General features: G+C 71.4%; 15 protein-coding genes. 10 read left to right on the top strand and 5 right to left on the bottom strand.

Going from position 1 to position 15,736, the window contains the following annotated elements:
* Window positions 1–25: 25 nt before the first annotated feature.
* Window positions 26–1,231, bottom strand: coding sequence for an FAD-dependent oxidoreductase (locus tag KOL93_RS07340; RefSeq protein WP_260406055.1), 1,206 nt, complete (start codon window positions 1,229–1,231; stop codon window positions 26–28).
* A 37-nt stretch (window positions 1,232–1,268) separates the two neighbouring features.
* Here KOL93_RS07340 and KOL93_RS07335 point away from each other — a divergent pair, with 37 nt between their 5' ends.
* Window positions 1,269–1,832, top strand: coding sequence for a TetR/AcrR family transcriptional regulator (locus tag KOL93_RS07335; protein WP_221584689.1), 564 nt, complete (start codon window positions 1,269–1,271; stop codon window positions 1,830–1,832).
* Window positions 1,833–1,858: 26 nt separating this feature from the next.
* On the opposite strand, the gene KOL93_RS07330 is transcribed toward KOL93_RS07335, so the two are convergent.
* Window positions 1,859–2,560, bottom strand: coding sequence for a DUF899 domain-containing protein (locus KOL93_RS07330; RefSeq protein ID WP_221584688.1), 702 nt, complete (start codon window positions 2,558–2,560; stop codon window positions 1,859–1,861).
* 40 nt (window positions 2,561–2,600) lie between these two features.
* On the bottom strand, window positions 2,601–3,188 hold the full coding sequence (locus tag KOL93_RS07325; protein ID WP_221584687.1) for a DedA family protein: 588 nt from the start codon (window positions 3,186–3,188) through the stop codon (window positions 2,601–2,603).
* An 83-nt stretch (window positions 3,189–3,271) separates the two neighbouring features.
* On the opposite strand from KOL93_RS07325, the gene nucS reads away from it, so the two are divergent.
* From nucS to KOL93_RS07285, 8 genes are all read left to right on the top strand, one after another.
* On the top strand, window positions 3,272–3,967 hold the full coding sequence (gene nucS / locus KOL93_RS07320; protein WP_221584686.1) for an endonuclease NucS: 696 nt from the start codon (window positions 3,272–3,274) through the stop codon (window positions 3,965–3,967).
* An 86-nt stretch (window positions 3,968–4,053) separates the two neighbouring features.
* Window positions 4,054–4,722, top strand: coding sequence for an HAD hydrolase-like protein (locus KOL93_RS07315; protein WP_221584685.1), 669 nt, complete (start codon window positions 4,054–4,056; stop codon window positions 4,720–4,722).
* 17 nt (window positions 4,723–4,739) lie between these two features.
* Window positions 4,740–6,020, top strand: a complete 1,281-nt coding sequence (locus tag KOL93_RS07310) for a coiled-coil domain-containing protein (protein WP_221584684.1) — start codon at window positions 4,740–4,742, stop codon at window positions 6,018–6,020.
* 135 nt (window positions 6,021–6,155) lie between these two features.
* Entirely contained in the window at window positions 6,156–6,905 is a 750-nt protein-coding gene (locus KOL93_RS07305) for a DUF5058 family protein (protein WP_308291576.1), read from the top strand.
* Between the two features lie 21 nt (window positions 6,906–6,926).
* Complete coding sequence (locus tag KOL93_RS07300) at window positions 6,927–7,658, top strand: hypothetical protein (RefSeq protein WP_221584683.1); 732 nt, start codon at window positions 6,927–6,929, stop codon at window positions 7,656–7,658.
* Window positions 7,655–8,899, top strand: a complete 1,245-nt coding sequence (locus KOL93_RS07295) for an amidohydrolase (protein WP_221584682.1) — start codon at window positions 7,655–7,657, stop codon at window positions 8,897–8,899. Before KOL93_RS07300 ends, KOL93_RS07295 begins: the two co-directional genes overlap by 4 nt.
* A complete protein-coding gene (locus KOL93_RS07290) occupies window positions 8,892–10,349 on the top strand; it encodes an amidase (RefSeq protein ID WP_221584681.1) in 1,458 nt (485 codons plus the stop codon). The genes KOL93_RS07295 and KOL93_RS07290 overlap by 8 nt, the downstream gene beginning before the upstream one ends.
* The gene (locus tag KOL93_RS07285; protein WP_221584680.1) at window positions 10,346–11,326 is read left to right on the top strand and encodes an Lrp/AsnC family transcriptional regulator; all 981 of its coding nucleotides are present in this window, start codon (window positions 10,346–10,348) and stop codon (window positions 11,324–11,326) included. Before KOL93_RS07290 ends, KOL93_RS07285 begins: the two co-directional genes overlap by 4 nt.
* An 84-nt stretch (window positions 11,327–11,410) precedes the next feature.
* On the opposite strand, the gene KOL93_RS07280 is transcribed toward KOL93_RS07285, so the two are convergent.
* A complete protein-coding gene (locus KOL93_RS07280; RefSeq protein WP_221584679.1) occupies window positions 11,411–11,617 on the bottom strand; it encodes a cold-shock protein in 207 nt (68 codons plus the stop codon).
* 377 nt (window positions 11,618–11,994) lie between these two features.
* Between KOL93_RS07280 and KOL93_RS07275 the strand changes: the two genes are divergently transcribed.
* Window positions 11,995–14,166 carry an MMPL family transporter gene (locus KOL93_RS07275; RefSeq protein ID WP_308291575.1) on the top strand — a complete coding sequence of 724 codons (2,172 nt, stop codon included), beginning with the start codon at window positions 11,995–11,997 and terminating at the stop codon, window positions 14,164–14,166.
* A 3-nt stretch (window positions 14,167–14,169) separates the two neighbouring features.
* Here KOL93_RS07275 and KOL93_RS07270 read toward each other — a convergent pair whose 3' ends face one another.
* Entirely contained in the window at window positions 14,170–15,729 is a 1,560-nt protein-coding gene (locus tag KOL93_RS07270; RefSeq protein ID WP_221584677.1) for a GMC oxidoreductase, read from the bottom strand.
* Between the last annotated feature and the right edge of the window lie 7 nt (window positions 15,730–15,736).

The raw sequence follows: 15,736 nt of genomic DNA, 5'->3' as shown, positions 1-15,736 counted from the left end.
GTTCACCCCGACGGGGAGCGGTCGCTCACTCCTGACTCACGCGGAATCGCACACGCTCCGGGCGGATCCCCACCCCGATGATCCTTCCCGTGACGTGCCGCAGGAAGGGCACGCGCTGGAGCGCGCGCAGCGGAAGCGGGATCCGCGACGATCGCGCGGGGGCGAGCAGCGGTTCCTGCAGAACACGCTGCACGCGCTGGATGAAGGCGGCGGGCAGGGCGCGGCGCCGCTGGACGCGCGCCAGGTCGCGTTCCGTCGGTCGACGCTCCCGGAGGATCGGCGCGAGCATGTTCGCCGCCGCGATCGCGTCCTGGATCGCGAGGTTGACGCCCACGCCGCCCGCAGGCGACATGGCGTGGGCGGCGTCGCCGATCACGAGCAGCCCGTCGGTGTGCCAGCGGCGCAGGCGCTCGAGCCGCACCGTGAGCAGCTTGACGTCGTCTGCGGCGAGCGCGCCGATCCGCTCTCCCAGGGACAGGGAGAGGCGCGAGATCCGGGCGCGCATGGCGGCGACGCCGTCGGCGTCAGCCGACCAGGATCCCGCCGGGATGACGTGGGCGACCTGGAAGAAGTCGCCGCGGTCGATCGTGATGATGGTGCCGTCTCCGGCCAGCACGAAGGGGTGGGTGTCGCTCCTCTCCTTCGGCACGCGGAACCAGAGGACGTCCATCGCGCTCGCGAGCCGGCGCGGCACCATGTCGGCGGCGGCGCGGATCGCGGAGTCGCGTCCGTCTGCGGCGACCACCAGGCGGGCGCGCACGTCGAGCGGCCCGTCGGGTCCGTCGGCGCGGACGCCGACGACGCGGCCGTCCTCCACGATCGGTTCCTTTCCGCGCGTGCGGCGGAGGAGCCGGAACGTCGGCTCTCGGGATCCGGCGCCCGCGAGCAGGTCGAGGAAGTCCCACTGGGGCATGAAGGTGATCGCCTTGCGGGTCGTCGGCAGCTTCGTGAAGTCGGCGAGCACCATGTCCCGGTCGCCGTACCGGAGGCTCACGCGCGGCATGTCGGTGTGCGGCAGGGCGAGGAACTCGTCGAGGAGTCCGATGTCCGCGAGCGCCTCCTGCGTCGACGGATGGATCGTGTCCCCGCGGAAGTCGCGCAGGAAGTCGGCGTGCTTCTCGAGCACGATCGTGTCGACGCCGGCTCGCGCCAGCAGCAGCCCGAGCATGAGGCCGGCGGGTCCTCCTCCGATCACGACGCAGTCAGCGGTCTCGATGCGGTTCTCGTCCATGCGCCTACTCTCGTCGCGCGGGTGACAGGATGCGAGCATGGTCAATAAGCGCGGACGCCCGGCGGGCGGATCCGACGCGCGCCTGAGATTGATCGTGGCGACGCAGAGACATCTCGACGAGGGGGATCTCACCACGACGAGCTCCCGTGCGATCGCTGCCGAGTCGGGCGTCAGCCACACGCTGGTCAATTACCACTTCGACGGGCGCGACGGCCTGATCGCGGCAGCGATCGCCGTGCGGATCGCGCCGCACCACGTCATCGCGGCCGCGTCGTCGGGCGGGCGCCTCGACCTCGACATGCTGGCGACCCTGTTCGTGCGTCTCTGGGAGGATCCGGCCCGCCGCCCCTCGCTCGAGACGCTGGCCCGCGCGGCGACGGCGGGAACACCGCGCGCCGAGGCGATCGTCGCCTACCTGCAGAGCTCGGTCTTCGACCAGCTCTCGGCGGCGCTCGGCCTCGAGGGGGCGCGGCGCACGGCGGTCGTAGTCGTCGGGGTCGTCTTCACCCGGTACGTCCTGCGCGTCCCGGCGATGACGAGCATGGATCCGACCCAGCTCGCCGCCCTGATGCGATCGATGCTCCCGCGATCCGTCGCGTGAACCGTATGAGCCGGACGTCACCCGCCTCAGTGGCAGGCGTGCACCGGCCCATCCCCGTACTCGTCGGCCCTCCGCATCCACTCGTACGGCGGCGTCTGCGGCCATCCCTCCGGGGAGTTCTCCCACGCCTCCTGTCGCCCGTACGGCGTGAGGTCGAGCAGGTCGAACACCTGCATGAACGGCTCTTCCCCGCGGGCGAACGTGCTCCACGAGTGGAAGATCCTGTCACCCCGGCGCACGAACACGCTCACGGCGTGGCGCTCCTCGTCGTCGACGGTCGCGCCGAAGTCCTCGTTGAAGGTCGACCCGGCCGACGATACCCACGGCAGCCGCCACGCCATCCGGTCGCGGTAGGCGAGCAGCTTGTCGAGCGGCGCCCGCGAGACGAGCGCGAACGACGTGTTCCGCGCATGCAGGTGCGACAGCGGTCCGACGTGCTCGGCCATCATCGAGCATCCGTCGCATCCCGCATCCCAGCTCGGGTGGAACATGAAGTGCTGCACGATGAGCTGCGGGCGGCCCTCGAAGAGGTCGAGCAGCGACACGGATCCGTCGGGCCCCGTGAATCGGTAGTCAGGCGCGATCTCGACGACCGGCATGCGCCGGCGCAGCGCGGAGACGGCGTCCTTCATGCGGGTCAGCGCCTTCTCCTGCTGCAGGAGCACGGCGCGGTGATCGCTCCATTCCGTGCGGTCGACGATGCGCGGCAGGGGCAGGTTCTCATCCATACGCCCCGGCTTACCCGACCCCGGCTCCGCGGGGAAGCCCCTACCGCGGCCCGAAGCGGGCGAGGATCCGGTCGAGGATCCAGCCGATGGCGAGGGCGCCGGCGATCGCCACGAGCACGCCGACCAGCGGCCCACCCGGCACGATCGTCGCGACGGCCGCCCCGATGAACGCCTGATAGCCGGCCCACAGCAGCGCCGAGCCACCCGCGAGGGGCAGGTAGCGCGAGGGGCGGATCCGCGTCGCTCCCGCTGTCAGATTCACGACCACCCGCGCGAAGGGGATGAAGCGCGCCGTGAAGAGCGTGATCGCGAGGTGCGTGCGCAGGCGCCGCCTCGCCCACCCGTACGCCCGCTGGAATCTCGGCCGCTTCGCGATCCGCCACCGTTGCGGATGCAGAAGCCGCCCGATGGCATAGCCGGCGACGTCGGCGGCGAACGCGGCCGCTCCGGCCACGAGCACGACGCCCCACAGGGGCGGAACCCCGTGCGAGACGGCGAGGGATCCGAGCACCGTCACGGCGATCTCTCCGGGGACGATCACGACGAGGCCGTCGACGAACACGAGCCCCGCGAGCACGGCGAGCGCCCACGGATTCTCCGCGACGTCGCCCAGCAGGACCTCGATCACCCGCAGAGGATCCCCCGCGAAGGTGAACGACAGGAGACGATCGCACCCCGGCGCCGCGGATCGGGACCGGTTAGGCTCGCACGGTGCGTCTCGTCATCGCCCGCTGCTCCGTGGATTACACGGGCCGCCTCAACGCCCATCTGCCGCTCGCCACCCGCGTGCTCATGCACAAGGGCGACGGCAGCCTGCTCATCCACTCCGACGGCGGGTCGTACAAGCCGCTCAACTGGATGAGCCCTCCGTGCCGACTCGACCAGCTCGAGATCGATGAAGAGCTCGCGGAGGCCGGCGTCGTCGAGATGTGGAAGGTCACGCACCAGAAGTCGGGCGACGCGCTCACGGTGCGGATCCACGAGGTCGTCGCCGACACGACGCACGATCTCGGCGTGGATCCCGGTCTCATCAAGGACGGCGTCGAATCGGACCTCCAGCGACTGCTGGCCGAGCAGGTCGACCTCATCGCGGACGGTGCGACCCTCGTGCGCCGCGAATATCCGACCGCGATCGGCCCGGTCGACCTGCTCGTGCGCGATGCCGAGGGCATCGCGATCGCCGTCGAGGTGAAGCGCCGCGGCGACATCGACGGCGTCGAGCAGCTCACGCGCTACCTCGATCTGCTGGGCAGGGATCCGCTGCTCACGGGGATCCAGGGCGTGTTCGCCGCGCAGGAGATCAAGCCGCAGGCGCGCACCCTCGCCGCAGATCGCGGGATCCGCTGCGTCACCCTCGACTACGAGGCGATGAAGGGCATCGACTCGGGCGTTCCGACGCTCTTCTGACGTACGGCGTCGCACGTGCGGCGCCGTGTTGCGCCCCGCCCCGCGTGGCTTCGCCGTGCGCGCGGCGCCCGAATATGGTGGAGCCCATGGTGAACTCTCCGTGGACGTGCGTGCTCTGGGATGTCGACGGAACGATCGCTGACGCGTCAGCCGGGATCCTCCCGCGCATCGCGCGCGTGCTCGACGACATCGGTCGCCCTCCGATGCCCGAAGATCAGGTCGAACTGTGGATCGGCCCGCCCATGCTCGAGTCCTTTCAGAAGCTCGCGGGGCTGCCCCTCGAGGAGGCGAAGGCCGCCGTCGCGCGCTACCGCGGCCTCGCCGCGCAGGAGGGCTATGCCGCGTCCGTGCGGCTGTATGAGGGCGTGCCGGAGCTCATCGCGCAGCTCCACGATGCCGGCGTGCCGCAGTCGACTGCGAGCACGAAGCCGGGCAACCAGGTGCGCGCGATCCTCGACCACTACGAGCTGTCGCCGCTGTTCGCGTCGATTCATGGGGCGATCCCCGACGCCGACGTGCTGGACACGAAGTCGGACGTGCTGGGTCGCGCGCTCGACGACCTGCGCGCCACGGGCGTCGACGTGTCGAATCCGGTCCTGATCGGCGATCGCCATCACGATATCGACGGCGCCGCCGAGCACGGCGTGCCGGTCATCTACGTGCGCTGGGGATTCGGGCAGCCGGATGAGGAGGACGGTGCCGTCGCCGTCGCCGACGACCCCCAGCAGCTGCGCATGCTCCTGCTCGCCGACTGATCGGCCCGCTCCACCCCATGTTCGACCTGGAAGAGATCCTCGACGGCGTCCCCGTCGACCTGCTGCTGGCGTGGCTGATCCCCGCCGCCATCGTCTTCGGCGCCGCCGCCGTCGTGGTCATCGGGATCGTCGTCGTCGTGCGCGTCGCGCGCCGCGGCAGGCGCGCGCAGGCGAAGGCGGTGCACGCGCTCGAGCAGCTCGGATCCCGGCTGGTCGCCCTCGACGACGCGGCCGCCGAGCTGGAGCTCGAGATCGGCATGTCGAGCGCGCTCTATGACGGACGGCCTCCGGCCTCCCTCCGTCGCGCCCGCCTCACGGCGCAGCACACGCGCAACGACGCCTTCGCCGCCTACCGCGACGCGACGGCCGACGGCGTTCTGCCCGCCGAGCAGCGGCGCGAGGCGAAGCGCCTGACGTCGGCGATCGACCAGGCCATGGACGTGATCGGGCGCGCCCGCGCCGACAACGCCGAGTGGATCGCCGAGCATGCGTCCGCCGACGAGCAGGTGCAGGTCGCGCGCCAGCGCATCGACGACCTCGTCACCCGCATGGGCGACCCCGCCGCGCTGCGCGCCGAGCTCGAGCGGATCGCCGACGAGAGCGAGTGGGAGGACGCCGCGCACGCCGACGCCGACGCCCGTGCCGCGGTCGACGAGGCCGAGACGCACTGGGCGGCGGCCGCCGAGCAGGCACAGGATCCGTCGCAGTCGGCGCGCGCATCGCTCGAGGCGTGCGAGAAGGCGCTCGCGCGGGCCGAGCAGGCGTCGCAGATGCTCGAGGAGACGCACCGGCTCGTCACGAACGCCTACCTCGCGGTCGACGATGAACGGAAGGCGGCCGCATCGGCCATTCGCGCCGCGATCGGCACCCAGGCGACGCTCGATGCGAAGCACGCACCGCGCCTCGCGGAGGCGATCCGCGTCGCGAACGCGGCCCTCGAGGCGGCGGAGAAGATCGCGGACCGCCGGCCCGTCACGGCGAACGAGCGCATCGCGCGCCTCCGCGATCGCCTCGACCTTGCGCTCGCCGATGCGCGTACAGAGCAGCAGCGCCTGCGCGGTGCCCGCAGCGCCCTCCCCGGGTCGCTCAATGCGGCCCGCAGCGCCCTCTCGCGCGCGGAGGCCGTCGTGCTCGATGCCGAGGTCGACGCACGCGTACGCCTCGACAGCGCCCGTCGCGAGCTCGCGTTCGCGCGCCAGTCGCACGATCCGATCGAGGCGCTCGACGCCGCGCGACGCGCGATCCGCGATGCCGAGGACGCAGCCGTGCTCGCGCGATTCCGCAAGCGGCGTCGCTGACACACGGTCGTTCGTGGAATTTCATGTCCATGAAACCCCCTGCGTGCGAAAAAAACAGACGATGAGTGGACCTCAATCGCATTGATCGGCCATGATGGGCCGCGACAGCGTTGTCACACCCGTCTGGAGACCCCCGTGATCCGACCCCTCTTCTCGCCCGATTCGACAGATATCGCGGCCATCGCCCAATCCCCCGTGCTGTGGGCCTGCGCCGCGGCGATCTTCCTCGTCATCGTCGCCCAATCGGTCATCTATCTGCGCGCGATCCGTCGCACGGCCTCGGCCGCCGGGCTCTCGTCGTCGCAGATCACCCAGTCGATGAAGACGGGCGCCGTCGCCGCGCTGGGGCCCTCACTCGCCGTCGTCCTCGTCGGCATCTCGCTCATCCCGCTGTTCGGGACGCCGGGCGTGCTCACCCGCATCGGCCTCATCGGCTCGGCCGGGTACGAGGTCGCGGCGGCCGGCCTCGCCGCGGGCAGCCAGGGATCCGAGCTCGGCGGGCCCACGTACACGCAGCGCATCTTCGCCATCTGCCTGATCGCGATGACGATCGGCGGGCTGGTCTGGATGCTCAGCGCCCTCATCCTCACGCCGATCATGTCCCGCGGAGACGCGGCCCTGCGTCGCGTGAACCCCGCGCTGATGACGATCGTGCCGACGGCCGCACTGCTGGGTGCCTTCACCACGCTCGCGATGCAGGAGCCGCTGAAGTCGCCCCTGCACCTGCTCACGGTCGTGACCTCGACCGCGGTCATGGGCGCGTGCCTCCTGCTCGCACGCCGCCTGAAGAGGCCGTGGCTGCGCGAATGGGGCCTCGGCCTCGCCATCCTCGTCGCCCTCGCCGTCACCTACACCGTCGCACGCGCCACCGGCGCGCTGGCCTGACACCGCCGCGGAGGATTCGTCATGACGACCACGGAATCGCACGTCGCACAGCTCGCCCGCTTCGATCGCACCACGGCCTTCTGGGGGCCCGCCACAATGGGTGCCGCGGCGCTCATCTCGCTCGCGGCCGCGGCCTATCTCCTGTTCGGCACGGGACTCGGCATCACCGTGTCCGACGTCGCCATCGCCGCCGGCGCCGTGCTCGGAACGTTCGCGATCATCGCGCTCGTCGAGCCGATCGCCTACTTCCCGACCCTCGGCCGATCCGCGATGTACCAGGCGTTCATGATCGGCAACATCAGCAACAAGCTGCTGCCGGCGGCCGTCATCGCGCAGGCCCGGCTGGATGCCCGGCCGGGCACGCGTCGGGCCGAGCTCGTCGCGGGTTCGGCGATCGTGGGCGCCGTGCTCGTCCACCTGACCTCGCTCGTGCTGTTCGTCGGCCTCCTCGGCACCTGGCTCGTCTCCCAGCTCCCCGCGGGCGTGATCGCCGTCACGCAGACCTACATCCTGCCCGCCGTGCTCGGCGCCGTCCTGCTTCAGGTCATCGTCTCGGCCCGCTCGGCGCGCATCACCGTCATCGCGCTCGCCGTCGCCGCCGTGATGAACTTCGTGCTGGTGCCGCTCATCCCGCCGCTCGGGTACGCCTCGACCGCGATCGCCGTGATCTCGACGGTGATCCTCGCCTGGGTCCTCCGCCGGCGCACCGACCCCTCGACCACACCCACCGAACCGGAAGGCGACGCCCGATGACCAGCCACGATCTCCTGGACCGCACCGACGATGCCCTTGCACGCGCCGTCGAGGTCTACACGCACCTGCACACCCACCCGGAGCTCTCGTCGCACGAGCACGAGACGGCGGCCTTCATCGAGGGCGAACTCGACGCCATCGGCATCGAGCACTTCCGCTGCGGCGGCACGGGGGTCGTCGGCATCCTGCGTTCGGGCAGCGGACCCACGGTCGCGTTCCGCGCGGACACCGACGGCCTGCCGATCGCCGAGAACACGGGCCTTCCCTATGCGAGCACGACCACCGGCACCCTTCCGAACGGCGACACGGCTCCCGTCATGCACGGATGCGGGCACGACACGCACGTCGCCGCGCTTCTCACGACGGCACGGATCCTCGCGGCGTCCCCCGACACCTGGTCGGGAACGGTCGTCCTGATCTTCCAGCCGGGCGAGGAGACGGCCTGGGGCGCGAAGGAGATGGTCTCGGACGGGCTGTGGGATCGTGCGCCGCACCCCGACGTCGTCCTCGCGCAGCACGTCATGCCGCTCCCCGCGGGCCACCTCTCGCTCCGCCCCGGGCCGATGGCCGCCCTGGCCGACTCGTGGCGGATCACCCTGCGCGGTCGTCAGGCGCACGGGTCGCAGCCCGAGAACTCCATCGACCCGATCGTGCTCGGGGCGTCGATCGTGCTGCGCCTGCAGACGATCGTGTCCCGCGAGCTCGGCCCGCGCACGCCCGCCGTCGTCACGGTCGGCACGTTCCACGCCGGGCTGAAGGAGAACATCATCCCCGACTCGGCGGAGATCAGCGTGAACGTGCGCACCCCGGACGAGGAGACGCGCGATCAGGTGCTCGGCGCGATCCGGCGCATCGTCTCGGCGGAGACCGCCGCCTCGGCGGCCCCGGAGCCGACGATCGAGGAGATCAACGCGTTCCCCCGCCTCGTGAACGACACAGCCCGCACAGAGCAGATCAGCGCGGCGTTCACCCGCGCGTTCGGATCCGAGCGCGTCGAGTCGGCGCCGCTCGGCATGGGCTCGGAGGACGCCGGCTGGCTCGGCGACTCGATCGGCGTCCCCACCGTCTTCTGGGGGTTCGGGGCGTTCGACGACGCGCTCTTCGCCGACGGCGCGATGCCGGCCGGCAACCACTCGCCGGAGTTCGCGCCCGACCCGACGCACGCGATGCGGACGGGCGTCTCCGCGGCGCTCACGGCGATCCTGGCGGCGCTCGACGGCACCGCCGAGGCGCATGACTGACGACATCTGCCGGCTTCCCGCGCGCGAGCTGCTCCGCATGCTCGACGCGCGGGAACTCAGCGCGACCGAGCTGCTCGATGTCCACCTCGCGCGCATCGACGCGGCGAATCCGACGGTCAACGCGATCGTCGGGGAGGACCGGGACATCGCGCGCGCGGCTGCGCTCGCCTCCGACCGACGCCGCGCCTCCGGCGATGCGGTGGGCGCCCTCGACGGTCTCCCCACGGCGTTCAAGGATCTCGAGGAGGCCACCGGCTTCCGCACGACGTGGGGCGCACGCCGCTTCGCGGACCATGTCTCGACGACGGACTCAGATGTCGTCGGCCGGATCCGAGCCGCCGGCGCCGTGCCGGTCGGAAAGACCAATACCCCGGAGTTCGGCACGGGATCCCACACGCTCAACGACGTCTACGGAATCACGACGAATCCCTACGACGCGTCGCGCTCCGCGGGCGGATCCTCGGGCGGCGCCGCAGCCGCCCTCGCGGCCGGAATGGTGGCGGTCGCCGACGGATCCGACTTCGGCGGGTCGCTGCGCAACCCCGCGTCGTTCTGCAACGTGGTCGGCTTCCGTCCGACGCCGGGCATCGTGCCGAACTCGCCCGGGGACGACCTCTGGAACACGCTCCCCGTCAAGGGCCCGATGGCGCGTACCGTCCGGGACGCCGCGCTCCTCCTGTCGGTGATGGCGGGGGCCAGCCCGCGCAGCCCGATCTCGCACGCGGGCGACGGGTCGGAGTTCGCGGAGATCGCCGCCGAGGCCCCCGATCCGCGCGCGGTCGACGGGCTGCGCGTCGCATGGAGTCCCACCGTCGGCGGGCTGCCCATCGACCCGCGCGTCCGCCGCACGCTCGAGGGCAGCGCCCTTCCGGCGCTCGAGGCCGCCGGCGCCACGGTGGTCGAGCGCGACCTGGAGTGGGAGCTCGCCGGCATCGACGCGGCCTTCCGCGTCCTGCGCGCCCACCGCTACGCGACGGCCTTCGGCGATGTCGTCCAGGCGGATCCGGACGGACTCTCGCCCGAGCTCGTGGCGAACACCCGATGGGGGCTCGACCTCACCGCGGCCGACCTCGCGCGCGCGGACGCCCTGCGGGGGCAGGCGTTCGCGCGCATGACCCGGCTGTTCGACGACGTCGACCTCATCGCGGCGCCGGCCGCGACCGTGCCGCCGTTCCCCGTCGAGGATCGATGGGTGCGCGAGGTCGCGGGCGAGCGCCAGGCCGACTACCTCGACTGGATGCGCGCGGCGTGGCGCTTCACGCCGCTCGGCGGAGCGTCGATGAGCCTGCCCTGCGCCTTCGCCGAGGATGGCCTCCCCGTGGGCCTGCAGCTCGTGGCGCCCCCGCGCGCCGATGCCTTCCTGCTGCGGGTCGCGGCCGTCCTCGAAGAGCAAAACCCGGCCTGGCGCGCGCGACCCGCCGCCCTCGACCTCACCGCGGGAGCATCGTGACGCGTCTCGACGACCTGGATCGGCGCATCGTCGCCGCTCTCCTCCGAGACGGACGCGCCTCGTGGCGCCGCATCGCGGTGGCCCTCGACGAACCGGAGCGCACGATCGCCCGGCAGGGCACGCGGCTGCTCGCGTCGGGTGCCGTGCGCATCTGCGCCCTGCCGAGCCCGACCAACGACGAGGGCGGCGAGACGACCTTCGTGCGCGTGCGGTGCGCGCCGGGGTCGCAGCGCGCCATCGCGGAGACGATGGCCGACGATCCGCGCACCCTGTGGGTCAGCGTGCTGGCGGGCCCGACGGAGGTCGTGGGCGAGTTCGCGCATCGTCACGGAGAGCTCGCCGGAATCGTCGACGGCCTCGCGCTCGCGGGGAGCCTCGAGATCGATGCGCGGCCGGAGCTGCGCCTGCACCGCACGGTCTCCGGCTGGGCGCCGGGCATCCTCGAGGAGCATCAGCTCGACCAGCTCGGCCCGAGCGAGGACGCCGCGCTGGCGGCGCGCGACGACCGATCGCGTCCGGACGACCTCACGCGCCGCCTGATCGAGTGCCTGCGCCGCAACGGGCGTGCGCGCACCGACGACATCGCGCGCGAACTCGAGGTATCGGGATCGACGGTCAGCCGACGAATCGAGGCGGCCGTCACGAGCAGCCATGTGCTCATCCGCGCCGTCGTGGATCCGGCTCTCCTCGGGTTCCCGGTGGAGAGCGTGGTGTCGGTCGACGCGACGCCGGTCGAGCTCGACGCGGTCGGCGACACGCTGGCGCGGATCCCGAGCACCCGCTGGGCGATGAACGATGGAACGCGGGTCGTCGCTCAGCTCGCACATGCCGATCGTGCGGACCTGCATCGCGGCGTGCGCGCTCTCGGGGCGGTGCCCGGCGTGACGCGCCTCACCATCTCGCCCGTGATCTCGATCGCCAAGCGCAGCACGATCCGGTATCGCGACGGGCGTCCGGAGCCGCTGCCGAAGCAGTGACGGGGCTTCACGCCCCCGATGCCCCCGCACACGATGAAGCCCCGCAGCTCCAGAAGGAGGTGCGGGGCTTCGAGTTCGCGCTGCTTACAGCGGAACGATGTTGTCGGCCTGGAGACCCTTGGGGCCCTGCGTGACCTCGAACTCCACGCGCTGGTTCTCTTCCAGCGAGCGGTAGCCCTTGCTCTCGATCGCACTGTAGTGCGCGAAGACGTCCTGGCCGCCCTCGTCGGGGGAGATGAAGCCGAAGCCCTTCTCCGCGTTAAACCACTTGACGGTGCCCTGCGTGCTCATGTACTGCCATTCTTTCGGGGCGGATGTCGGCATAGTTTCACGCCGACGGTCACAACCTAACCCACGAACATGTCTGCGCAACAGGGGTATGACGCAGAAACATGCCGCACAGGACGGATCCACGGCTCGCGGCCAGGAACCGGCGAGGCCCTGAGGGACCGCTCGCGAGCCTCCCGGAGGCAGAAAACAGCCCTCACCGTCGGGGGGGAACAGTGAGGGCCGGACGACCGAGAGAGGACGTCTTGAAACAGCGTACAACGATTTTCGGGCGCCCCGCGCGGATCGTCTCGAGGTCCGCGGGTGAAATTCTGCAGGCGGGGGTGACCGGGTCGCATCCGGTTACGCACGCGCGTTCTCGCGCGCATAGTCTTCACACTGTGACGAAGACAGGCGATGCCTCCGCGACCCGCACGCGCGAGAGAGAGCGCCGCGCCCGATGGCCGCGCGTCCTCCTCCCCGCACTCCTCATCCTCGTGTGGCTGGTGGGCGCCTCCTTCGGCGGCCCCCTGTTCGGGAAGGTGAGCGAGGTCTCGTCGAACGACCAGACCACGTACCTCCCCGAATCCTCCGACGCGACCGTCGTGCAGGAAGCGCAGTCGGACTTCGCCTCCTCTGACGCGATCCCGGCCGTCGTCGTCTTCTCCTCCGAAGACGAGCTGACGGACGACGACATCTCCGAGATCAGCGCCGGTCTCGAGGACGTCGCCGATCTCGCCGTCGTCGCGGGAGACGTGTCGCCGGCAATCGCCTCCGACGACGGCCTGGCGGCGCAGGCCTTCGTCCCCCTCGATCCCGACGCCGATCTGGGAGACGCGGTCTCCGAGATCGGAGACGAGCTGCAGGCCGGCGCACCGGACGGGGTCGAGGTGCTCGTGACCGGACCGGCCGGGTTCACCGCCGATCTCGCGGCGGGTTTCGCCGGGATCGACGGCCTGCTGCTCGGCGTCGCTCTCGGCGCGGTGCTCGTCATCCTCGTTCTGGTCTACCGATCGGCGCTCCTGCCGATCATCGTGCTTTCGACGAGCCTGTTCGCGCTGTGTGTGGCGCTGCTGACGGTGTGGTGGCTCGCCAAGGCCGAGGTGCTGCTGCTGAGCGGGCAGACGCAGGGGATCCTCTTCATCCTGGTGATCGGCGCGGCCACCGACTACTCGCTTCTCCTCGTCGCCCGGTTCCGCGAGGAGCTGCGAGTCGAGAAGGACCGCGGCGCCGCCGTATTCCGCGCGGTGAAGGGATCCTTCGAGCCGATCATCGCGTCGGGCGGCACGGTGATCGCGGGCCTGCTCTGCCTGCTGCTGAGCGATCTGAAGTCGAACAGCACGCTCGGTCCCGTCGCATCCATCGGCATCGTGTTCGCGATGCTGGCTGCCCTCACCTTCCTGCCCGCCCTGCTCCTCGTCTTCGGACGCGTCTCGTTCTGGCCGCGCACGCCGCGCTTCGCCCCGGATGCGTCGGGCGACGAGGAGAGAACCGGCGGGTGGGCGCGCGTGGCGCGAGCCGTCCAGGCGCGGCCGCGGCGGGTGTGGATCGGCACGGCCGTCGTCCTCGCCATCGGATGCCTCGGCGTCACACAGCTGCAGGCCGAGGGCGTCCCCCAGTCCGACCTCGTGCTCGGAGCCTCCGAGGCCCGCGACGGCCAGGAGGAGCTGGGAGAGCACTTCCCAGCGGGCTCGGGAAGCCCCGCCACCGTGCTGGCCGAGGAGGACACGTGGGAGGACGCCGCCGACGTGCTCCTCGACTCCGAGGGCGTCGACAGCGTCACGATCTCCGCTGCGGATGCACCGAGCGGATCCGCGACGGTCACGGCGGACGGCGTGCAGGCGATGGGCCCACCCGGCACCCCCGCGCCCGAGCCCACCGTCGTAGACGGCCGCGTACTGCTGCAGGCGACGCTGACGGACGCCGCCGACTCGTCCGCCGCGGCCGACACTGTGCGGAGCCTGCGCGACGAGATGCCCGACAGCGCGCTCGTCGGCGGCGTCACGGCGACCGCGATCGACACGAACGACGCGTCGATCCACGACAGGAATCTGATCATCCCGGTCGTCCTCGTCGTGATCCTCGTGATCCTCATGCTGCTGCTGCGCGCCGTCGTCGCACCGCTCATCCTCATGGCGACGACCGTGCTCTCGTTCGGCACCGCGATGGGCGTCGCCGGCGTCCTGTTCACGCACGTGCTGGGCTTCCCGGGCGCCGACCCGGCCGTCCCGCTCTTCGGCTTCGTCTTCCTGGTGGCGCTCGGGATCGACTACAACATCTTCCTCATGACGCGCGTCCGCGAAGAGACCCTCGTCCACGGCACGCACGAGGGCATCCGGCGCGGCCTCACCGTCACGGGCGGCGTCATCACCTCGGCGGGGATCGTGCTCGCCGCGACGTTCGCCGCGCTCTCGGTGATCCCGATCCTGTTCCTCGTCCAGATCGCGTTCATCGTCGCGTTCGGCGTCCTGCTGGACACGTTCGTCGTGCGCACGCTCCTCGTGCCCGCGCTCGCCACGGACATCGGCCGGGCGATCTGGTGGCCCTCGCAGCTCGCGCGCCGAGCGCGCTGATCCTTACGCCCCCGCGAGGCGGTGCGCCGCGGCCCGGGCTCCGCGCACGGCGATCGCCATGCTCATGAGCGTCGGGTTCATCGTCGTCGCGGTCGGGATGAGTCCGTTGCCCCCCACGACGAGGTTCTCCACGCCCCACACGCGCGAGAACGGGTCCGCGACGGATGTGCCGTCGTCCGCGTCGCCCATGCGCATCGTGCCCTGATAGTGCAGGCTCGACCCGTTCGGCAGCAGCCGCGGCTCGGCGATGAACTCCCCGAGTGCTTCCCCCGCCCGGCGCAGCATCGCGGTTCCGCGATCGATCTCCGCGCGTTCCTTCTCCGTCAGCTCGTAGTCGATCGTCATGTTGGGCAGGCCGCGGTAGTCGGGCTCGGCATCGTCGAAGGTGACGGCATCCTCATAGCGCGGGCGCTTGCGCATGCCGTAGCCCATGTTGACGTAGCCCCACGGGTTGTCGGCGCGCGGGTGCGCGGCGTCGAGCGGGAACGGTGGCTTCTCGGCGTACATCACCTGCAGCGAGAACGGGTGCCCCGGCTCCGAGAACGGGATCCGGTTGACGGCGGCGACGGGATCCGCGGCGTTCTCCGCGCGTCGCGCGAGCTCGGCCGCGAGATCGGCGTCGCTGGCGAAGCGGCGCATGCGCTCCTCGTCGAGGGCCACAGTCGAGATGACGACGGGATGCTCCGTGAGGTAGTGCCCCAGGGCGCGCGGGCGCACACCCGACGCCCACAGCAGCTGCGGCGAGCGGAACGCGTCCGCCGCCACGACCACCAGGTCGGCGTCGACCGTCGATGTCTCGCCCGTGCGCAGCTCTTCCACGACCACGCCCGTGGCGCGGGCGCCGTCCCGGACGATCCGACGCACGAGGTGCAGATCGCGCAGCGCGAAGCGCGCGTCGTCCGCGACGGGTCCGAGCACGGCGTCCGCGCCCGCCCAGCGCATCGTTCCGTCGGGCTGGGGGTCACCCGCGACCGGAAGCGTCCCGACGCCGTACCCGTCCGGAAGCTCCCCCGCGTACTCCTCCTCGAGGAGCAGGCGGATCGCCTCGCCGACGGATGAGTCGGCGAAGGCCGCGCTCTGGGCGTGCAGCAGACGCTCGGCCTCGCCGATCAGCGCGTCCCACTCGCCGTCCTCGATGAACGGCACCTTCTCGCTGAATGCCGGACGGGGGATCGCGCACGTCCAGTGCGCTCCCATCCCACCGACGTTGGTCGAGGCCGCCGCAGCAGGGAACGACGCGGCGTGCGCGGATCCCGCACCGCCGAAGTCGAGCAGGTGCGTGCCCTCGCGCGCCGTGAACATCCCCTCGACGACGGCATCGGAAGGGATCCCCAGATCCGCACGGTGCGCGCCCGCCTGCGGCCCCTGCGAGCGCTCGCGCGCGAGCGCCTTCTCGTCGGGATCGACGATGTTGCGCACGCTCTCGCCCGGCACGTCGGTCAGCCGGGGGCCGGCCTCGAACATGGTCACGCGCGCCCCGGGGAGGCTCTCGAGCAGGATCCGCGCGTACGCGGATCCGATCGGCCCGCTTCCGACGATCGCGATGTGAGGTGTGACTGTCATGTCGTCT

It is taken from the genome of Microbacterium salitolerans, from assembly GCF_019720895.1.
Classification (GTDB): Bacteria; Actinomycetota; Actinomycetes; order Actinomycetales; family Microbacteriaceae; genus Microbacterium.
The sequence above is the reverse complement of the archived record's forward strand: the minus strand, read 5'-3'. Positions and strand labels throughout refer to the sequence as shown.